Genomic DNA, 18,980 nt, shown 5'->3' with positions numbered 1-18,980 from the left:
CGGACGCTGGGCGCGGCCCGGCTTCCGTCAGGCAGCCCGGTCCCACGCAGGGGCACGCCATGTTTGCCTTACCCCTTAACAAGTTCCTGACATTGACCCTCAAAGCAGGGAAGGGGGCCTTCACGCGCCGCCGTTCTCTGGCTACGGTGGTGGTACAGACCATTCACCTCAGGGAGTCCTATGCGTGCCACCGGATTCGCCGTCGTCTGTACCGCCATCCTCCTGCTTGGCGGTTGTTCCGGGGAAGAGAAACCGGTGGCGAAGCCGGTCACCGACGCGGCTCAGCTGGCCTCGGTCGCCGCCGCCGGCACGCAGAAGGCCCGCTCGTCGAAGGTGGCACTGGAGACCACCGCCGAGGACGGCCGCAAGGTCGCGGTGACCAGTTCCGGGCTTTACGAGGGACCGAACAGCAAGTTCTCCATGGTCGCCGAGATCGCCGGTGAGAAACGGGATCTGATCTTCGCCGACGGCGTCCTCTACTACCACCTGTCCGACGCGCAGCTCCAGGAACTCAAGACCGGCAAGGAATGGGTCAAGATCACCGCCGGCGGCAAGGACGCGATCTCCGCGGCCAATGGCGAGCTGATGACGAAGGTCGTCGAGACGATGGATCCGACGCGCACGATCGACCGGATCTCGAAGTCCGGCAAGGTCGTCAAATCCGAGCAGGCCGACGTGAACGGCACCGCCGCCACGCATTACGTCCTCGACCTCGGCGGCGCCCCCGCCGAAATGTGGCTCGACGCCGAGCAACGCCCGGTGCAGGTCACCTTCGGCAGGTCCACGGTCAAATACGACAGCTGGGCCTCGGACGTGGTGATCATCGCGCCGCCGCCCGAGGCGATCGGCGACAGCCGCTGAGCCGTTCCCCCGATCGGGGTGAGGTCCGCGGCTGTGTTTCGCTTGGGTGCCCGCACTTGAAAGCAGGTCCTCATGCGGAGAACGGCCCTGTCCACCGTCGTGTTCGTACTCGGCGCCCTGCTCGGCGCTTGCGACGGCGAAACCGTCGCGTTCGCCGACGCCCGCGCTCTCGCGGACGGGACCACCTCCGCCATCGACGGCAAGGCCGCGAAGTTCGCCACGGACGTCACGGCGGGCGCGATGCGCTCGAAGAGCCAAGGGCAGGCCAGGTTCGCGCGAGCGGGTACCGCGCTGGCCATGACCACGGACTTCCTCGGCGAGCCGCTCGAACTCCGGCTGGTCGGCAAGATCGTCTTCGCCAAGGTGCCCGAGAGCGCCCGCGAGGACGTTCCCGGCGGCAAGCCGTGGGTCAAGGTGTCCGCCGACGGCGCGGACCCGTTCTCGCAGGTCGCCGGCGGCAGTATCGACCAGCTGGCGAAACAGAACGATCCCGGTCGCGCGCTCGACCAGATCCGGCGCGCGGGCACCCTCGTCGAGTCCGGGCACACCGAACTCGACGGCGTGTCCGCCGAGCGCTACCGGCTGGACATCGACGTGGCCGCGCTGGGCGGTGATCTGCCGGCCGGGTTGTCGGCCGAGGCCGTCGGGGAGCTGGGCGGCAAGCTCGGGAAGCTCCCCATGGAGCTCTGGCTCGACGACGCGCACCAGCCGCTGCAGGTCATGCTCGACCTCGCCCCCGTCCTCGCCGCTTCGGGTGTCCCGGACAGCGCGATGGCCAGGATCGTCACGCGCTACACCGAGTGGGGCACGCAGGCCGAAATCCAGGCACCGCCGCCGGACCAGATCGGCGAAATCCCGGGCGGCTGAGCCTGTCACGTTCCTCCCGGGCGTCTCGTCCCCATCGTGAAGGCGGAACAGGAGGGACGAACATGCGCGTGATGGTGATCGGGGCGACGGGAGTGCTGGGACGGCCGCTGGTGCGGCGTCTGCTGGCCGAGGGGCACGAGGTGAGCGGGCTGGCCCGCGGCGAGGACCGGCTCGCGGCCGTGAGCGCGACCGGCGCGAAACCGGTGACGGGCTCGTTGTTCGACGTCGATTCCCTGGCCGCGGCGCTGCGCGGGCACGACGCGGTGGTGAACGTCGCGACCCGGATCCCGGACGCTCGCCGGGCGATGAGGCTGGCCGGCTGGGCGGAGAACGACCGCGTGCGGATCGAGGGCAGCCGGACGCTCGCGGCCGCCGTCCGACGGGTCGACGAGCTGGGAATCGTTGTCCAGGAAGGGATTTCGTTCGTCTACGCCGATGGCGGCGACCGCGAACTCGACGAGGACGCGCCTCTGGCGCTGCGCGACAACATCGCGTCCTCGACGGTGGCGCACGCGAACGTCGCCGAGCTGGCGGACGAGGGCCGCACCGTGATCCGGCTGCGGATCGGGTCACTGGTCGCCGACGACGCGATGACCAAGACGATGCTGGCCGCCGCGCGGCGCGGTGCGCCGCTGATCATCGGCCGCCGTTCCGACTGGACCGCGCCGATCCACCCGGACGACGCGGCGGCGGGGGCGATCGCGGCACTGCGGGCGCCGAGCGGCGTCTACAACCTGGCGGCGGATCCGGTGCGGAAGCAGGAGCTCGGTGCGGCGATGGCCGCCGCGGCCGGTGTCCGGCGGCCACGCGCGCTGCCGAAGTGGGCGGCGAACCGGCTGGGCCTGATGTCGGTACTGGCGCGCTCACAGCGGGTCGTCTCGACCCGGCTCACCGAGGCGACCGGATGGCGCCCCGAACGCCCGGTGCCCGGCCCCTCCTGGTTCTAGGACTCCACCCCTGGCGCCTTCGGAGGAGCGTCAGAGGAGTTCGAGGAGGAAGGGGAGCTCCTGGGGCGCGTACCAGGCGAGTTCGTGGTCTTCGGCGTCGCCGAGGGTGAACTCCGCGTCCGGGTCACCGAGGTCGGCCTGGTCGATCACCGCGGCCGCGGCCTGCACGGACTCGGCGGCTTCGGCCGCGTCGACGTGGATCGCGGCGACGTCGGCGATCTTCACCGGCCCGGACAGCCGGACGACGGCGGCGTCGAGATCCGGGCGCAGTGTGACGTCGTCGACGTCGGCCGAGATCACCACCCGCCGAGGCTCGGGCTTCTCCTCGGCCGCGATCAGCCGGAGCGACGCCCTCGCCGCGTCGAGCAGCGCGGCGTACTCGAGTTCCTCGTCGGAGCCGCTGGCGTAGGACTCCCGCAACGCCGGGGTCAGCGCGAACCCGGTACCGCTGCGCGCCCGGAATTCACCGGCGGTCTCGAGATCACGGAGCATCGCGATCGTCCCGGGCAGATAGACCCTCACCAGTGCGCACCCTTCAGCTCTTCCAACGATTCCTCGATCATCCCGGCGAGCAGGTCCACATCGGACACGGCCTTGCGGTCGCCGTTCAGTCCGAAGTAGACACCCCCGTGATACGAGGTGACCCCGATCGCCAGCGCCTGATTACGCACCAGCGGCATGACCGGGTACATCTCCACCATCTTCGCCTGTCCCGCGTAGAGCGGCACCTGCGGGCCCGGCGAATTCGTGATCAGCACGTTGAAGATGCGCCCCGACATCGATCCGGCGGCCCGCGCGCCCAGCGAATGCAGCGTCGCGGGCGCGAAGCCGCCGACCGTCAGCAGCCCGCGCGCGGCGACCGACCGGCCGGAGTCGAGGTGATCCGCCATCGCGTGGCCGATGTGCTGGAGCCGCAGGACGGCGTTCGGTTCACCGACGGGGAGGTCGATCAGGTAGGCGTCGACCTGGTTCCCGACCAGCGCCGGCGTCGAGTACTCGGCCGTCTCGGCGTCACGCACGGCCATCGGGACCAGCGCGCGCAGCGTGGTCGTCGCGGTCAGGTTCGAGCCGCGGGAGAGCAGCCACTCGCGCAGCGCGCCGGTGATCGCGGCCAGCACGACGTCGTTGACCGTGCCGCCGTGCGCGGCGCGGACCTTGCGGAAGTCCTCCAGCCGTGTACGGACCACGGCGAACACGCGCCCGCCGGAGGTGCGGACGTTGAGCGGCCCGGACGGCGCCGGATGGACCATGGTCTTCAACGCCGACGCGACGTCGCCGACCGTCTCGGTGACCTTGCCCGCCATCGCGGTGGCGTCGTGGGCGATGGACCGGACGTTCTCGACCAGCTCGGTCGGCCGCTGCACGGTCTCGGCGACCGCGTCGAGGATCAGCTGCGTACGGCTCGGCTCGCGGCGCGGATGCCAGTTGTCGTCGAAGGGTTCTGGCTCCTGCGGGATGGCGTCGAGGATCAGCTGTCCGAGCTCGATGGTGCCCAGCCCGTCCACAACGGCCTGATGCGTCTTGGTCACCAGCGCGACGCGGTCCCCCGCGAGCCCCTCGACGAAGTACGCCTCCCAGAGCGGCCTTCCCGGATCGAGCCGCCTCGACATCAGCCGGGCCACGAGGTCGAACAACTGCCCGTCGGAACCCGGCTGCGGCAGCGCGGACCGGCGGACGTGATAGCTGAGATCGAAGTCGACGTCGTCGACCCACACCGGCCGGGCGAGGTGACCCGGGACCTCCAGCACCCGCTGCCGGTAGCGCGGCAGGAACGACAGGCGCTGCCCGATCAGGTCCAGCAGCTGCTCGTAGGTGAAGCCGTCGCGCGGCCGTTCGAAAATCGCCACACCGCCGACGTGCATCGGGGTCGAGTGGTCTTCCACGTACAGGAACGAGGCGTCCAGCGCGGAGAGGCGGTCGGGCATGAGCCGATCCTTACATAGTGGGACACTCGCCGGTGTGGGTGATGAGTCGGTGATTTCGCCGAAGGACCGGTTCCTGACGGTGTACGGGCGGAAACCGGTGCTCGAGGCACTGGACGACGCGACGCTCGAGGTGGACAAGGTGATCCTCGCCGACACCGTGCGAGGGCCGAACGCCGCGGAGATCCAGCGTGCCGCGAAGGCCGCCGGGGTACCGGTGCAGCGGGCGAGCGCGCACCGCGTCAAGGTGCTGGCGGGCAACGGCAAGCAGGACCAGGGCGTCCTCGCCGACGTCGTCGCCCCGCGGATGCGGTCGCTGCACGCCGCCCTGTCCGACGGCAGGCCACCGTCGCGGGTGTTGCTGCTCGACGGGATCACCACGCCGGCGAACGTCGGGATGATCCTGCGCACGGCGACTGCCGCCGGGCTCGAAGGTGTCGTGGTGCCGCGGCGAGGGGTCGCCGCCCTCGACCCGATGGTGGTCAAGGCCTCGGCCGGGGTCGCGTTCCGCGCGCCGGTGCTGCGGTGCGGCAGCGCGCGCGAAGCCGCCGAAATGCTCACGGAAGCCGGGTACGGGATCTACGCGCTGGGTGCTTCGGCACGCGCTTCGGTGTTCGACGTCGAGCTGCCGCAGCGCGCGGCGTTCGTGCTGGGCGGGGAGACGAACGGCGTCAGCACCGAAGTCGGCGAACTGGTGACGGAGTGGGTGTCGATCCCGATGCCGGGTGAGGTCGAGTCGCTCAACGTCTCCGCTGCCGCCGCCGTGCTGTCGTTCGAGCTGGTCCGGCGGGCTAGCGGTCCGCCGCGAAGAGGGCACTGAGCTCGCTCAGGGTCTCCTCGACCGACGTGTGGTGCACTCCCGCCATCCCGGCCGCCACCGCGGCGCGGACGTTGTGCGCGGCGTCGTCGACGAACACGCACCGGTCGGCGGGCAGGTCGAGCAGGCAGGCGGTGAGCAGGTAGACCTCGCGCTCGGGTTTGGCGACGCCGACCTCGCCGGAGAAGACGAGCGCGTCGAAGAACGGGTCCAGCGCCTGTTTGGCCTCGTCCGACGCGCCGGGAGCGTTCGAGAGCAAGGCCGTTTTGATGCCGCGTTCCCTGGCGGCCCGCAGGAAGGCGTACAGCTCGTCCGCGTCGGCGTCCGTGAGCACCCCGACGTAGTCGACGACCAGCCCTTTCAGCACCAGCCCACCGTACCCCGGCCGTCCACAAGCGATTATCGCCCGTTTCATCCTCTCGGGCGGTTCCTGTCGTCTTCTCGGCCGCCGTCGGCCCCTTAATTGCTGGGCGCGGCCGAGGGGGCCGCGAAGGGGGACGACCTGATGCCTTCGTACGTACTGAGACGGCTGAAACCGTGTGAACCGGCTTACCGGACCACAAACCGTCCGGATCGGCTGATCCACCGGGTGCCGCCGCCGGACAACCAGCTCGTGCTGGACCTGCCGCTGCCCGGCGCGGTGCCCGCGCAGGCACCACAGCCCCAGCAGGAGGCCGACACGCTGGACGGGCGGCAGGTGGGCAGGCTGCTGACCACCATCCTCGAAGCCTGCGACGGACGCCGTCCGGCGGTCCAGGTACGGCCCATCCTCGATCCGGCGCTCCACAGCGCGTTGCTCGACCGCGCCCGTCGCCGTCCGGCGGGTGGCTACCGGCCGAAGTCGATCCACCTGTGTCATCCGGCGGACGGGGTCATCGAGGCCTGCGCGACCGTCGAGCAGAACAGCCGCTGCCTCGCACTGGCCGCGCGCTTCGAGCGGACGCCGACGGGCTGGGTGTGCACCCGTTTCCATTTGCTGAAGCCGCCGCGCCGCGTTTCCGCGCTCCGTCTGACGGCGTGAAAAAAGGGGGCCCTCCCCGCCGGTCCTGCGCGGAGAAGGCCCCCTCTGGCTTTGCGTTCAGCGGCGCGGGCCCTTCTTGCCCTTCTTCTGGGAGGCGCGCTGTGCGGCGCGACGCTCCCGGCGGGTCCCGCTCTGGTCACCACCGTCACCGGCGGCACTGTCCGAATGCGACTCGACGCCGCCGTCCTCGGACGGGCCCGACATGGTCAGCCCGGACCGCGAACCGCCGCCGAGTCCCTTGCCGCGCAAGGCTGTCGGCACCGATTCGGTGTCGGTCGCCGGCCCCTGCGGAGGTGTCGGACGGGCGTGACGGCCGTCGCCGTTGGCCTGGCCGTTCCCGGAAGCGACACCGGCGGGCAGCGCGGCCGCCGACTCCGGCGACGGCGCGGCGGGCTCGGCCTGCTCGACCTGGAGGTTGAACAGGAAGCCGACGGCCTCCTCCTTCAGCGACTCCAGCATCGCGCGGAACATGTCGTAGCCCTCGCGCTGGTACTCGATGACCGGGTCGCGCTGGGCCAGGGCCCGCATGCCGATGCCCTCCTTGAGATAGTCCATCTCGTAGAGGTGCTCACGCCATTTACGGTCGAGCACGGTCAGCATCACCTGACGCTCCAGGCTGCGCATCGCGCCTTCGCCGACCTTGGCGTCGATCTCGGCCTCGCGCTCGTCGTACGCGCGGTGAGCGTCCTTGAGCAGCGCCTCACGAAGCCCTTCGGCGTCGAGGTCGTCGTCCTCGGTGAGCTCTTCCCAGGTGATCCCGACCGGGTACAGCGTCTTGAGCGCCGTCCACAGCTTCTCGTGGTCCCAGTCCTCGGCGTAGCCCGACGAGGTCTCCTCGGTGACGTACGCGTTGATGACGTCGACCAGCATGTGCTCGATCTGCTCGCGCAGATCCTCGCCCTCGAGGACGCGCAGACGCTCGGCGTAGATCACCTTGCGCTGCTCGTTCATCACCTCGTCGTACTTGAGGACGTTCTTGCGGATCTCCATGTTCTGCTGCTCGACCTGCGTCTGCGCGCTCTTGATCGCCTTGGAGACCATCTTGTGCTCGATCGGCACGTCGTCCGGCAGCCGCATGGTGGTCATGACCCGCTCGACCATCGACGCGTTGAAGCGGCGCATGAGCTCGTCGCCGAGCGACAGGTAGAAGCGGGACTCGCCCGGGTCGCCCTGACGGCCGGAACGACCGCGGAGCTGGTTGTCGATCCGGCGGGACTCGTGCCGCTCGGTGCCGAGCACGTACAGACCGCCGGCCTCGCGGACCTCCTCGGCCTCGGCCTTGGCCTCCGCCTGGATCTCTTCGAGCACCTTCGGCCAGGCGGCCTCGTACTCCTCCGAGTGCTCCACCGGGTCGAGGCCGCGCTGGCGCAGCACCTCGTCGGCGAGGATGTCCGGGTTGCCGCCGAGCACGATGTCGGTACCGCGGCCCGCCATGTTGGTGGCGACCGTGACCGCGCCCTTACGCCCCGCGCGGGCGACGATCAGCGCCTCCCGGTCGTGGTGCTTCGCGTTGAGGACCTCGTGCGGGACACCCAGCTTGAGCAGCAGCTTCGACAGGTGCTCGGACTTCTCGACACTCGTGGTGCCGACCAGCACCGGCTGGCCCTTCTCGTGCCGCTCGGCGATGTCCTCGGCGACGGCCTCGAACTTGGCCTGCTCGGTCTTGTAGATCAGGTCGGCCTGGTCGGCGCGGACCATCGGCTTGTTGGTCGGGATCGGCACCACACCCAGCTTGTAGGTCTGGTGGAACTCGGCCGCCTCGGTCTCGGCGGTACCGGTCATGCCCGACAGCTTGTCGTAGAGCCGGAAGTAGTTCTGCAGCGTGATCGTGGCGAGCGTCTGGTTCTCGGCCTTGATCTCGACGCCTTCCTTGGCCTCGATCGCCTGGTGCATGCCCTCGTTGTAGCGGCGGCCGTGCAGGATGCGGCCGGTGAACTCGTCGACGATGAGGACTTCGCCGTCACGGACGATGTAGTCCTTGTCGCGCTTGTAGAGCTCCTTGACCTTCAGCGCGTTGTTCAGGTAGCCGACCAGCGGCGTGTTCGCGGCCTCGTAGAGGTTCTCGATGCCGAGCTGGTCCTCGACGAAGGCGACGCCCTTTTCGGTGACACCGACGGTGCGCTTGCGGATGTCCACCTCGTAGTGGATGTCCGGTTTCATCAGCGGGGTCATCCGCGCGAACTCGATGTACCAGCGCGAGGACTGGTCGGCGGGGCCGGAGATGATCAGCGGCGTCCTGGCCTCGTCGATGAGGATGGAGTCCACCTCGTCGACGATCGCGAAGTTGTGGCCACGCTGCACGCAGTCTTCGAGGCTCCACGCCATGTTGTCGCGGAGGTAGTCGAAGCCGAACTCGTTGTTCGTGCCGTGCGTGATGTCGGCGGCGTACTGCTGACGGCGGACCTCGGGGGTCTGGTCGGCCAGGATGATCCCGACCTCGAGTCCGAGGAAGCGGTGGATGCGGCCCATCCACTCGGCGTCACGTTTGGCGAGGTAGTCGTTCACCGTGATGACGTGCACGCCTTTGCCGGACAGCCCGTTCAGGTACGCGGGGAGGACCTGGGTCAGGGTCTTGCCCTCACCGGTCTTCATCTCGGAGACCTGGCCGAGGTGCAGCGCGGCGCCGCCCATCAGCTGGACGTCGTAGGGCCGCTGGCCGAGCACGCGCCAGGCGGCCTCCCTCGCCACCGCGAACGCCTCCGGCAGGAGGTCGTCGAGTGACTCGCCGTCCGCGTGCCGTTTACGGAACTCGTCGGTCTTCGCCCGCAGCGCCGTGTCCGAAAGTTCCTTGACGTCGTCTTCGAGGGTGTTGATGTGATCGGCGATGTTACGCAGCCGCTTCACCATTTTGCCCTCGCCCGCGCGGAGCAGGCGGTTCAGCACCATCCGGTCGACCTCACTAGCTGATTTGTGATCGCACCCGAGCCGGTCCCGGGCAATCTCGTACGCGGTGGTGCCTGGTACCGCACCACCGTCCGACCCCCATCGTAGGGAACACCTCGGTGTTCGCGCACGCACCGTCTGTCGGTACTTGACGAGGCGGGGTCGTATCGCACCTGATCCGGACACGGCGGCGGCCCGCACGCGAACACGTGCGGGCCGCCGTCATGGGCGTCAGTGGTCGGTTGGAGGGCCGGCTAACTCAGCCGGATCACGCCGTAGTCGAAGCCTCGCCTCCGGTAGACGACGCTCGGGCATCCGGCGTCGGAGTCGTTGAAGAGGTAGAAGTCGTGGCCGACCAGTTCCATCTCGTAGAGGGCCTGGTCCACCGTCATCGGTACCGCGTCGTGTTTCTTCTCGCGGACGACGCGACCGGGCTGATGTTCGGTCACCCCGTCATCCCAGCGCTGCTGCTGGGGCATCTCGAAGTCGTCACCGCTCTCGACAGCGAAACCATTGGCCATGGGTTCGGCCTCCGGCGCTTCGAGGACAGCGGTGCCTGCCAGATGTCGGGTGTCGGTGGTCATGCCACCGGCGACCGCGATCGAAGTCGCCTCGGCGACGGATTCCGGGCGGCTGCGGCCATAGTGCACGCGCCGTCGGTCGTGTGTCTTCCGCAACCGGTTCTCGAGCTTGTTCAGTGCGGAATCCAGCGCTGCGTAGAAGTCGCCTGCACACGCTTCAGCGCGTACGGCGGGGCCCCGTCCCTTCCCGGTGATTTCGACCCGCTGGCAGTTCTTGGACTGCCGGCGATTGGGCTCGTGGAAGAGTTCCACGTCGTAACGGATGACCTTCTTGTCGTAGCGCTCTAGCCGGGCCAGCTTTTCGCTGACGAGTGCCCGATAGTGGTCGGGCACCTCCACGTTGCGGCCCTTAACGACGATGTCCATACACGACCTCCCTCGCTGAAATGACTGCGAGCTGTAGATGTGTTCACTAGGGCGCCGGTAAAGCGGGGACGAAGCCCGGATCGCGGGCGGTGAGAGAACTCGGCATGCGCCACGACGTCTCGTGTCGGATGTCTGAGCGCGGACTCAGCGCGGCTCCGGCGCCAGGGACATGGGCTGGTCACCTCCCTGCCTGCCGGGATTGCTGATAGCGCTGCACGTTAGCTGCATCACGCCGCGAGCAACAGCCCCCGAGCCGGGGGATATCAGGACGTGAGACCTCGTCACCGCACGCGACGACGGAGGTGTGGACAGCGGGACAATCCGGCCTGTCGGGCGTCGTCCCCGTGATTTGTTTTCACGCGGACGGCGCAAGCCTTCGGACAGGAAAAAGCCGAGGGTGACGCTGCCCGGGGAATCCGCCGCCACCCCGGTGGAGTGGCGGGCTGTCGGAGTGTTCCCCGGTAGCTTCCTCATATCCCGTCAACGCCCTTGTACCCATTCTCGTTCCCGTCTATTCATCACTCTTGTAGGTGATCGCCCCATCACCCGGCGGCGGCCAGTGCGACCACGGCGTAAACATGAATTCCGCTTGCGTCCAACCGGCGCGTACAAGCGGCGGCCGTCGCTCCGGTTGTGATCACGTCGTCAAGAAGAATGACCGGCGTTCCCTTCGGCGGGACGGCTCCGGAAGCGACGCGGACGCGTCCTTCCAGGTTCGCCGCACGCTCGGCCTTGGTGAGCTTCGCGGCGTCGCGGACGCCCGCCTTGAGACTGAGCACAGGCGCCACGCTCGCTCGTTTCCCCTTACGTGAAAGGGATTTCGCGCATTCCTCGGCCAGCCGTTGGATATGCGGTCCACCTCGGACACGTGAGGCGTGCCGTCTCGACGGGACAGGGACGAGCCACCATCCGGCGTGTTGTCCGGCGGAGAGTTGAGGCAGGGCTTCGGCGACGGCTCGGCCCAGGAAAGGCGCGAGATCGCGTCGGCCGCGCTCCTTGTAGGCGAGGATCAGACGGCGGGCTTCGTCCGCGTAACGGGCCAAGGCGTAAACGGGGACGAGACCGGCCGTCGGGCCGCGGGTTATCTCGCTGAGCGAACCCCAAACGGCTTGGCAGACCGGGCAGCACGGGGCGCCGGGCACACCGCAGGAGGCGCAGCGGGCGGGAATGAGGAGATCCAGGATTTCGGACATGGGGCCGAGTGTCTTCGGAGATACCGACGATTTCCGGGCGGCTTGTGTCGTGAGAGGTCCGCTTTGGACGGTTCCGAGCCAAAGGTGACCGGTCATGACGGCAGTTCTGAAGAAGGCCGCTCCGCCTGTTGGGCGAAGCTCCTTCGCCGCTCCTGCCGCCTTCGGGCCTCCCGGCCACCCTGGGCTCGCGGTCCGTGAAGGTCTCCTTGCCTACCCTCAAAGTCAGGGTTCCGGCAAAGTCGCATAGCTGCTGGTCAGGCGGCTCTTGGTGGTCCGGATGTGGCATCGCTGATGCCTGCGGGGTCCGAGGTGCACCGGCTTCAGGGGCATGCCCCTGAAGCTCTGTTGATCAAGCTTCGCAACCGGGGTGCGACCCCGTGTCCATGAAGGAATTGGGACACTCAACGTCCCAATTCCTTCATAGACGTCGGCCTGCGCCATGACGAAGAGGTCCCCGACCTGCACGATCCCGACATTGCCGGGCCCCTGACTCTCAAAGTAGGGAAGGAGGCCTTCACGGACTTCCGGGCGCACCCATTCGCTAGCGCTGCTAGAAAAGCTAGCGATACTAAAGGTCCCTTGCTCCCTTCTGCCGCGCGTGAAGGCCCCCTTCCCTCGACTGAGCCGAGGGAAGGGGGCCTTCACGCGGGAACGGGCAAGCCTCAGCCCGGGTAGAACGGATCCGCGTCGGTGACGGTGTGCGCCTGCGGCCGCCAGACCTCGCCCAGTTCGGAAGCGACCCACAGCCCGCCCGCGTCCGCGACCAGGTTCTGCCGGTTCGGCGCCGCGGTGACGCCGTGCACCGGCGGGGTCAGGTTCGAGCTGTTGAAGGTGTCCATCCGCTGCCCGTCCAGCGGCACCTTGACCACCGGCAGGGTGCTCGACGACGTCGCGACGATCAGGTGGTCCTGCGTCGCCCAGTCGACGTCGACGACGTCCTTGAGCTGGCGTTCCTGCAGCGAGCGAGGCGCGCGCAGGGCCACCGAATCCGCCGTCCGCACGATCGAGGCGATCACCAGCTGGCCGTTGACCACCGCGGCCAGGCGCGATCCGTCGCGCGAGAGCCGCAGTTCGGTGATCTGGCCGAGTCCGGTGAGCATGGTCGCGTCGACGCCCGCCTTCACCCAGCGGCCGTCCGCGGCCAGCGTGACCCTGGCGACGGTGTTGTGGTCGACGACCGTCCAGACCTCGCCCGAAATCCCGCCGCTGCCGCGGGGGACCGGCCGCCAGGTCGGGCGGCTCAGGCTGCCGCCGAACAGGTCGACCGAGGCGAGGTCGTGGCCGAGATCGCCGACCCGCAGCCACTGCCTGCCGTCCCGCTCTTCGACCACCGCGAGCCGTTTGCCGTCGACGGACTGCGCGGCGCTGACGACCTTGTACCCGCCGTTGCCCGCCGGTCCCCCGACCGGAGCCCCGTCGCCGAGCGACCGGACCCGCCCGTTCACGGTCATCAGCCCCTTCAGCTCCGAATTGGGCTCGATCTCCGTGTTGTACGCGGGAAGGTCGCTGGAGCGCCAGTACTCGTGGTCCGGCACCAGCGCGGTGCCGTCGGCGAGCAGGCGGATCCGGCTCAGCGTCACCGTCTGCAGGGAGAGGACGATCTGCGCGGCGATCAGGGTCCGGTCCGCGGGGCTGGCCCCGCCGATGCCGGTCAGCGCGACGTCCAGGGTCCCGTCGTCCGTGCTGCGCACGTTCGTGTCAGTGGTGACCTGGTCGGCGAGCAGGTCCTTGACCGCGCCCTTCAGCCCTTCCGACGGCCCCTGCAGCACCAGGTCCATCACCCGGCCCGGGAGCCCGGACTGCGGTTTCGCCGCGACGTAGCGGAGATCGGGGACGAAGGTGCCGGAATCGGGTGAGTAGAACCGGATCGGCACCCGGAAGTAGTTGACCGAGAAATCCTCGTCGGTGATGGCGAGATCCTGCGGCGGATCCACGATCCGCCACTGGCCGTTCGACTGCTTCCGCAGCTTGAACTGCTGCGAGTACTCGGCCTTCTGCGGGATGAACGCGCTGTCGGGGCTCAGGGTGCCGAGTTTGAACCCGCGGACGTTCACCAGCTGCTCGTCCGGGTTCGCCTGCGGTGACGAAGTGTCGTAGACGGTGCCGAAGGTGTCGTCGATGATCGTCAGCCCCGGCGACGGCTTCCAGGTGCGCCGGGCTTCGTCGTCGAGGTAGACCCGCGCGTTGGCGTTCGCGGTGCCCGGTGTCGCGGAGTTGCGGATGAACTGGCGGGTGACGGTCAGCGAGTCGATCCCGGCCGCCGGTTCGGGGACGTCCACCGGTGCTTGCGCGGGTTTGTCCCCGGAGACGACGGCGGGCTGGGATTCGAGCGGGATGTTCGCGCAACCGGCGACCAGCAGGAACACCGCGAGCAGGGTCAGCAGCCGTTTCATCGGCCGACCTCCTCGGACTCGGCGAAGATCGCCTCGGGCGCCGGCCGGACTTCGAGCAGTCCGGACGACGAGCCGTGCGTGTCGGTCCCCTTGTGATCGGGCGGTGGCAGCACCAGCGGGCTCTCCCCCATCGGCGTGTCCTGCCGTCGCGGCAGTACGAGCCGGAAACAGGCGCCGTGGCCGGTCTCGCCCCACGCGTCGAGCACGCCGCCGTGCAGCCGCGCGTCCTCCTGACTGATCGCGAGGCCGAGCCCGGTGCCGCCGGTCCGGCGGTTGCGGGACGGGTCGGCGCGCCAGAACCGGTTGAACACCAGTTCCGCCTCGCCGGGGCGCAGCCCGACGCCGTGGTCGCGCACGGTGATGGCGATCGCGGTCTCGTTCACCGCCAGTGTCAGGACCACCGGCTTCCCTTCGCTGTGGTCCACCGCGTTGGCCAGCAGATTGCGCAGGATCCGCTCGACGCGGCGCGCGTCGACCTCGGCGGCGGCCTCTTCGTCCGGCAGTACCAGCTCGACCGAACTGCCCGCGTTGCCCGCGATCACCCGGACCTGTTCGACGGCCCTGGTCGCGATCGGCCGGACGTCGATCAGCTCGGCCGAAAGCTCCTCCACCCCCGCGTCGAGCCTGCTGATCTCCAGCAGGTCGCCGAGCAGGGCTTCGAACCGGTCGAGCTCGTCGACCAGCAGTTCGGTGGAGCGGGCGAGACCGGCCGGGAACTGCTCGCGGGACGCGTGCAGCACGTCGGCGGCCATCCGGACGGTGGTCAGCGGGGTGCGCAGTTCGTGCGAGACGTCGGAGGTGAACCGGCGCTGCAGGCCACCGAAGTCCTCGAGCTGCCGGATCTGCCGCTGGATGCTCGCGGCCATCTCGTTGTAGGACACGGCGAGTTTGGCCAGATCGTCCTCGCCGAGCACGGCGAGCCGCTGGTCGAGGTCGCCACCCGCGAATCCCTCCGCCGCCGCGGCGGCCTGCCGGACCGGCCGCACCACCTGCCGGGTGACCAGGTTCGTGATCCCGGCCAGCAGGAGCAGCAGCACGAGGCAGCCGACGAGCAGCGTGTTCTGCACGGTCGAGACGGTGTTCTGCTCGCTGGTCAGCGGGTAGAGCAAGTAGAGCTGAAGCGGGTTGATCATGGTGGTCACCGGGGCACCGACGATCAGATACGTCGTCTTGCCGCCGTCCGGTTCGGTGACCGTGTGTATCAGGTAGCTGACCTGCTCGGTCTCCACGAACTGGCGCAGCCGCACCGGCACCCGCTCGTAGGGACCGGCGGCCACCGGCTGGCTCGACAGGTCGCGGCCACCGGCGGCCAGCACCGGTTCGAAGGTGCCCGCGGCCGAGCCCGCGCCGTCCTGCGAGGTCGTGGTGCTGGAGATCTTCTTCAGCGCGTTCTTCAGCCGCGCGGCCATCGCTTCCGGCGTTTCGGCGCCGACGCCGACCAGCTCGCTGGCCGCGGTCTCGACGACCGCCCTGGTCTGCGCGATCGCCGCGTTCTGCTTGGTTTCGAGCAGCCGTTCGGTGATCTGGTTCTGCAGCACCATGCCCAGTACGAACACCACGGCCGACGACAGCGCCAGTGTGGACACCGTGACCCGGAACTGCAGCGAATGCCGCCACAGCTCGTTGAAGGCGGTGGACTTACGGCGCACGAAAACCACGATGCGCCGGATCTGGCGCATCGTGGCTCGGAGCACGCTTTTCGGCTGGGAATCCCGCGGGGATCCTGGGGGTTCAGCCTGGGCGAACGAAGGAGAAGGTCCTCTCATGGGGCGATCACGGCGGGCCGGCCTTGTACCCGACGCCGCGAACGGTCAACACCACCTCGGGGTGTTCCGGATCCTTCTCCACCTTCGACCGCAGACGCTGGACGTGCACGTTCACCAGGCGGGTGTCGGCGGCGTGGCGGTAACCCCACACCTGCTCGAGCAGCACCTCACGGGTGAACACCTGCCGCGGCTTGCGGGCGAGCGCGACCAGGAGGTCGAACTCGAGCGGGGTCAGCGGGATGGCCTTGCCCTCCCTGGTCACCTCGTGGCCGGGGACGTCGATCGCGAGGTCGCCGATCGTCAGCGACTCGGCGGGCTCGGCCTCGGTGCGGCGCATCCTCGCGCGGACGCGGGCCACCAGCTCCTTCGGCTTGAAGGGCTTGACCACGTAGTCGTCGGCACCCGACTCGAGCCCGAGGACGATGTCCACGGTGTCGCTCTTGGCGGTGAGCATCACGATCGGCACACCGGACTCGGCCCGGATCGCCTTGCAGACGTCGATGCCGTTCATGCCGGGCAGCATGAGGTCGAGGAGGACCAAATCCGGTTTCAGCTCACGAAGCGCCGGCAGCGCCCGTGAGCCGTCGGCCACGACGGCTGTGTCGAACCCCTCCCCACGCAGCACGATGGTGAGCATCTCCGCGAGAGCAGGATCGTCGTCGACGACCAGAACACGTGCCTTCATAAACCTATGTTCGCACTAGTTTCCCCGCGCGAGCGCGCGACCCGGCGATGTGACCACCAGAAAGATCATCGAATCGGGCAAATTGCTCCATCCGAGTAGGGCATTCGGACCCTAGAGGGAGCGCCGGAGCCTGGTGAAGGGACGAGGAGAGTCGATGGCGAACACACCGGTTAAGGCGTCATCGCGGTAGTAGGCCGCCACGAGACGCTTCGCCGCGACATCGCCTTCGACGATCCGGACGTCTTCTGTGGCCACTCCGGCGAACTGGATGCGGCGTCCGTACTGATCGGACCAAAAGTAACCGTGCCGTGCGAAATGCGTGACGGTCGCGCCGGCGAGCAGATTCGCGACCGCGACGCCAGCCTGTTCGTTCGCGGCCGTCCAGTGCTCGGCACGGAGCCGTCTGCCGCGCAGACGGCAGCGGTACCGCGCGACGTCACCCACCGCGATCACTCGGGGATTCGCTGTGACACAGCCGGAATCGACCAGCACCCCGTCGTCGACGGCGAGCCCGGAACCGGTCAGCCATTCGGTGGCCGGTCTCGCCCCCACCCCGGCGACGACGAGATCGGCGGCGATCTCCCTGCCGTCCGCGAGCCGCACACCGGTGACGCGATCGGTCCCGGCGAACCCGGAGACGGGAACGCCGGTGAGCAACCGGACATCGTTTTCGGTGTGCAGCGCGCCGCACACCGCGCCCATTTCCGGGCCGACGACCGAAGCCAGCGGAACGGGCATCGCCTCGATGACGGTGACGTCGTGACCGAGCAGACGGCAGGCGGACGCGACCTCCGCGCCGATGAATCCCGCGCCGATGACGACCACCGCGGAAGGCCCGGCCGCGAGGCCTCGTTTCAGCGCGACGGCGTCGCCGAGCGTCCGCAAGGTGTGAACGCCTTTCAGATTCCTTGCCGCGCCAAGGGTTCTGGCCACGGCGCCGGTCGCGATGACGTAACCGTCCGCGGCGATCGTCGTACCGTCGTCGAGCGCCACGCCGTCGCCGGTGAGCCGTTCGGCGCGGACGCCGAGATGCCATTCGGCCTCCAGCGCGTCGAGACCGGTTTGCCCGTCGAGGGCGAGATCCTCGGCGGAAACCTTGCCCAGCAAGAAATCCTTCGACAACGGCGGCCGATCGTACGGCGGTTCCGCGCCGATCATCACCAGCCGCCCGTCGAAGCCCTGCGCGCGCAGCTCCTGCGCCGACCGGAGCCCGGCCAGGGAAGTGCCGACGACGGCGACGGTTCTCAAGCCACTTCCTGACGTGCCTCGGTGTCCACGTAGATCACCCCGTCGTCGACGACGACCGGGTACGTGCGCACGGCGTGCTTCGCGGGAAGGCAGGCCGGGACGCCGGTCCGCAGATCGAATCGCGCGGCGTGCAGCGGGCATTCGACGAAGCAGTCCTCGATCCAGCCGTCGGCGAGCGACGCGTCCTGATGAGTGCAGGTGTCGTCGAGGGCGTAATACCCGCCCTGGGCGTGGAAGACCGAGACGGGGACGGGGCCCTCCAGGCGGAGAGCCTCGCCTTCGGGCAGTTCGGAGACGGAGCAGGCACGGATCATCGGGGCCTCCGGGGAAAGGACCGACGGTTTGTTGATGTTGCGTATTACGAGACGGGACGTGCTCTGCGCAACAATCGCCCTCGACGGGCCGGTGCGTCAAGAGATTCGCCCACTCAGCCGAGCGGATGCGGGCAAAACGGCTACTGTTGCGTCATGCGGAACCAGGACACGGGGAACGCAACACCCAGTCAGGTGCAGTCCGTCGACCGCGCGATCAGCGTGCTGGAACTGCTGGCACGCAACGGGGAAACAGGCATCACCGAGATCGCGGGGGAACTCGGCGTGCACAAATCGACGGCCTCCCGGCTGCTGAGCGTCCTGGAAAACCGCGGCCTCGTCGAGCAGCTCGGCGAACGCGGCAAGTACGCGATCGGTTTCGGGGTCGTCCGGCTCGCCGGCGCCGCCACCAGCCGGATGGATCTGGCGAAACTGGGCAGGCAGACCTGCCAGGGGCTGGCCGAGACGCTCGGCGAAACGGTCAACATCGCGATCGCCGACGACGGGGTCGCGATCAACATCAGCCAGGCCCGCGGCTCGGCCGCGATCACCACGCAGAACTGGACCGGCCAGCGCACGCCGCTGCACGCCACCTCCAGCGGAAAGGTCCTGCTCGCATACATGGACGACGTCGAGCGCAAACGCTTGCTCCGGCGGAAACTCGAACAGTTCACGCCGCGGACCACGATCGACCCCGACGAACTGACCGCCGAACTGGAGCGCATTGCCGAGGACGGGTACGCGGCCTGCTTCGAAGAGCTGGAGCTGGGGATGCACGCCGTCGCGGTCCCGGTGCACGGGCCCGGCGGCGAGGTCGTCGCGGCGATGAGCGCGTCCGGCCCCTCGTACCGGCTCTCGAAGCAGCGGGTGCGGCAGATCGTGCGGCCGCTGACCGAGGCCTCCGCGGATCTCTCGGCGCAGCTGGGGTACTTCGCCGAGTGAGGTGACCGGTCCTGTCACGCCCCTGAAGCGCGCTATGAAAGGTCCTTTCCTTGCAAATTTTGCAAGGAAAGGACCTTTCATAGCGCGCGCGGGTTGAAGCAGCCGACCTCTTCGGGCTCTTGACAGCGTGCCCGCGCGTGCCGCACTTTGTTGCTGAAGACGGAACACCGTGCCTCA

17 protein-coding genes are annotated in these 18,980 nt (G+C 68.7%); 6 read left to right on the top strand and 11 right to left on the bottom strand.

The features are described from left to right. Positions 1-180: 180 nt before the first annotated feature. The 3 genes from ACZ5ZX_RS21860 to ACZ5ZX_RS21850 all read left to right on the top strand — a co-directional run bounded on the left by ACZ5ZX_RS21860 (position 181) and on the right by ACZ5ZX_RS21850 (position 2,675). On the top strand, positions 181-861 hold the full coding sequence (locus ACZ5ZX_RS21860) for an SCO4651 family lipoprotein (protein ID WP_465503814.1): 681 nt from the start codon (positions 181-183) through the stop codon (positions 859-861). A 72-nt stretch (positions 862-933) separates the two neighbouring features. Next, positions 934-1,728: an SCO4651 family lipoprotein gene (locus ACZ5ZX_RS21855; RefSeq protein ID WP_465503813.1), complete on the top strand. Its 795-nt coding sequence runs from the start codon at positions 934-936 to the stop codon at positions 1,726-1,728. Positions 1,729-1,790: 62 nt separating this feature from the next. Then, positions 1,791-2,675, top strand: a complete 885-nt coding sequence (locus ACZ5ZX_RS21850) for an NAD-dependent epimerase/dehydratase family protein (RefSeq protein ID WP_465503812.1) — start codon at positions 1,791-1,793, stop codon at positions 2,673-2,675. 30 nt (positions 2,676-2,705) lie between these two features. On the opposite strand, the gene ACZ5ZX_RS21845 is transcribed toward ACZ5ZX_RS21850, so the two are convergent. Both ACZ5ZX_RS21845 and ACZ5ZX_RS21840 read right to left on the bottom strand, forming a co-directional pair. Further along, the gene (locus ACZ5ZX_RS21845) at positions 2,706-3,197 is read right to left on the bottom strand and encodes a DUF6912 family protein (protein WP_143104845.1); all 492 of its coding nucleotides are present in this window, start codon (positions 3,195-3,197) and stop codon (positions 2,706-2,708) included. Next, a complete protein-coding gene (locus ACZ5ZX_RS21840; RefSeq protein ID WP_465503811.1) occupies positions 3,194-4,600 on the bottom strand; it encodes a WS/DGAT/MGAT family O-acyltransferase in 1,407 nt (468 codons plus the stop codon). The genes ACZ5ZX_RS21845 and ACZ5ZX_RS21840 overlap by 4 nt, the downstream gene beginning before the upstream one ends. Before the next feature lie 34 nt (positions 4,601-4,634). Between ACZ5ZX_RS21840 and ACZ5ZX_RS21835 the strand changes: the two genes are divergently transcribed. Continuing rightward, positions 4,635-5,417, top strand: a complete 783-nt coding sequence (locus tag ACZ5ZX_RS21835) for a TrmH family RNA methyltransferase (RefSeq protein ID WP_465503810.1) — start codon at positions 4,635-4,637, stop codon at positions 5,415-5,417. Here ACZ5ZX_RS21835 and ACZ5ZX_RS21830 read toward each other — a convergent pair. Continuing rightward, positions 5,389-5,829, bottom strand: coding sequence for an HAD-IA family hydrolase (locus ACZ5ZX_RS21830; protein WP_465503809.1), 441 nt, complete (start codon positions 5,827-5,829; stop codon positions 5,389-5,391). The two genes, ACZ5ZX_RS21835 and ACZ5ZX_RS21830, sit on opposite strands and share 29 nt — an antisense overlap. Positions 5,830-5,919: 90 nt before the next feature. Between ACZ5ZX_RS21830 and ACZ5ZX_RS21825 the strand changes: the two genes are divergently transcribed. After that, on the top strand, positions 5,920-6,435 hold the full coding sequence (locus tag ACZ5ZX_RS21825) for an Rv3235 family protein (protein ID WP_465503808.1): 516 nt from the start codon (positions 5,920-5,922) through the stop codon (positions 6,433-6,435). A 57-nt stretch (positions 6,436-6,492) separates the two neighbouring features. Here ACZ5ZX_RS21825 and secA read toward each other — a convergent pair whose 3' ends face one another. The 8 genes from secA to ACZ5ZX_RS21785 form a co-directional block, all read right to left on the bottom strand. After that, the gene (gene secA, locus ACZ5ZX_RS21820) at positions 6,493-9,321 is read right to left on the bottom strand and encodes a preprotein translocase subunit SecA (RefSeq protein ID WP_465503807.1); all 2,829 of its coding nucleotides are present in this window, start codon (positions 9,319-9,321) and stop codon (positions 6,493-6,495) included. Positions 9,322-9,572: 251 nt separating this feature from the next. Then, positions 9,573-10,265 (bottom strand): ribosome hibernation-promoting factor, HPF/YfiA family, encoded by a 693-nt coding sequence (gene hpf / locus ACZ5ZX_RS21815; RefSeq protein ID WP_037306587.1) that lies wholly within the window; start codon positions 10,263-10,265, stop codon positions 9,573-9,575. 542 nt (positions 10,266-10,807) lie between these two features. After that, positions 10,808-11,458, bottom strand: coding sequence for a ComF family protein (locus tag ACZ5ZX_RS21810; RefSeq protein ID WP_465503806.1), 651 nt, complete (start codon positions 11,456-11,458; stop codon positions 10,808-10,810). 662 nt (positions 11,459-12,120) lie between these two features. Beyond that, on the bottom strand, positions 12,121-13,851 hold the full coding sequence (locus ACZ5ZX_RS21805; RefSeq protein WP_465503805.1) for an LpqB family beta-propeller domain-containing protein: 1,731 nt from the start codon (positions 13,849-13,851) through the stop codon (positions 12,121-12,123). After that, positions 13,848-15,530, bottom strand: a complete 1,683-nt coding sequence (mtrB, locus tag ACZ5ZX_RS21800) for an MtrAB system histidine kinase MtrB (protein WP_465503943.1) — start codon at positions 15,528-15,530, stop codon at positions 13,848-13,850. Before mtrB ends, ACZ5ZX_RS21805 begins: the two co-directional genes overlap by 4 nt. A gap of 94 nt (positions 15,531-15,624) precedes the next feature. Further along, entirely contained in the window at positions 15,625-16,302 is a 678-nt protein-coding gene (mtrA, locus tag ACZ5ZX_RS21795; protein ID WP_005150760.1) for an MtrAB system response regulator MtrA, read from the bottom strand. A 111-nt stretch (positions 16,303-16,413) separates the two neighbouring features. After that, positions 16,414-17,550, bottom strand: coding sequence for an NAD(P)/FAD-dependent oxidoreductase (locus ACZ5ZX_RS21790; protein WP_465503804.1), 1,137 nt, complete (start codon positions 17,548-17,550; stop codon positions 16,414-16,416). Next, the gene (locus tag ACZ5ZX_RS21785) at positions 17,547-17,864 is read right to left on the bottom strand and encodes a bifunctional 3-phenylpropionate/cinnamic acid dioxygenase ferredoxin subunit (protein ID WP_465503803.1); all 318 of its coding nucleotides are present in this window, start codon (positions 17,862-17,864) and stop codon (positions 17,547-17,549) included. The genes ACZ5ZX_RS21790 and ACZ5ZX_RS21785 overlap by 4 nt, the downstream gene beginning before the upstream one ends. Before the next feature lie 153 nt (positions 17,865-18,017). Here ACZ5ZX_RS21785 and ACZ5ZX_RS21780 point away from each other — a divergent pair, with 153 nt between their 5' ends. Further along, positions 18,018-18,803: an IclR family transcriptional regulator gene (locus ACZ5ZX_RS21780; RefSeq protein WP_465503802.1), complete on the top strand. Its 786-nt coding sequence runs from the start codon at positions 18,018-18,020 to the stop codon at positions 18,801-18,803. Positions 18,804-18,980: the final 177 nt, after the last annotated feature.

This window comes from Amycolatopsis sp. NPDC033938 (assembly GCF_055575975.1).
This window is presented reverse-complemented; position numbering and strand designations above follow the sequence as displayed.

Bases quoted from the DNA above. Each gene is read 5' to 3' on its own strand.
- ACZ5ZX_RS21855 (WP_465503813.1), top strand. From the start codon at position 934: ATGCGGAGAACGGCCCTGTCCACCGTCGTGTTCGTACTCGGCGCCCTG.
- hpf (WP_037306587.1), bottom strand. From the start codon at position 10,265: ATGGACATCGTCGTTAAGGGCCGCAACGTGGAGGTGCCCGACCACTAT.
- mtrA (WP_005150760.1), bottom strand. From the start codon at position 16,302: ATGAAGGCACGTGTTCTGGTCGTCGACGACGATCCTGCTCTCGCGGAG.
- secA (WP_465503807.1), bottom strand. From the start codon at position 9,321: ATGGTGCTGAACCGCCTGCTCCGCGCGGGCGAGGGCAAAATGGTGAAG.
- mtrB (WP_465503943.1), bottom strand. From the start codon at position 15,530: ATGCGCCAGATCCGGCGCATCGTGGTTTTCGTGCGCCGTAAGTCCACC.
- ACZ5ZX_RS21840 (WP_465503811.1), bottom strand. From the start codon at position 4,600: ATGCCCGACCGCCTCTCCGCGCTGGACGCCTCGTTCCTGTACGTGGAA.
- ACZ5ZX_RS21810 (WP_465503806.1), bottom strand. From the start codon at position 11,458: ATGTCCGAAATCCTGGATCTCCTCATTCCCGCCCGCTGCGCCTCCTGC.
- ACZ5ZX_RS21780 (WP_465503802.1), top strand. From the start codon at position 18,018: ATGCGGAACCAGGACACGGGGAACGCAACACCCAGTCAGGTGCAGTCC.
- ACZ5ZX_RS21785 (WP_465503803.1), bottom strand. From the start codon at position 17,864: ATGATCCGTGCCTGCTCCGTCTCCGAACTGCCCGAAGGCGAGGCTCTC.
- ACZ5ZX_RS21805 (WP_465503805.1), bottom strand. From the start codon at position 13,851: ATGAAACGGCTGCTGACCCTGCTCGCGGTGTTCCTGCTGGTCGCCGGT.
- ACZ5ZX_RS21830 (WP_465503809.1), bottom strand. From the start codon at position 5,829: ATGAAACGGGCGATAATCGCTTGTGGACGGCCGGGGTACGGTGGGCTG.
- ACZ5ZX_RS21850 (WP_465503812.1), top strand. From the start codon at position 1,791: ATGCGCGTGATGGTGATCGGGGCGACGGGAGTGCTGGGACGGCCGCTG.
- ACZ5ZX_RS21825 (WP_465503808.1), top strand. From the start codon at position 5,920: ATGCCTTCGTACGTACTGAGACGGCTGAAACCGTGTGAACCGGCTTAC.
- ACZ5ZX_RS21860 (WP_465503814.1), top strand. From the start codon at position 181: ATGCGTGCCACCGGATTCGCCGTCGTCTGTACCGCCATCCTCCTGCTT.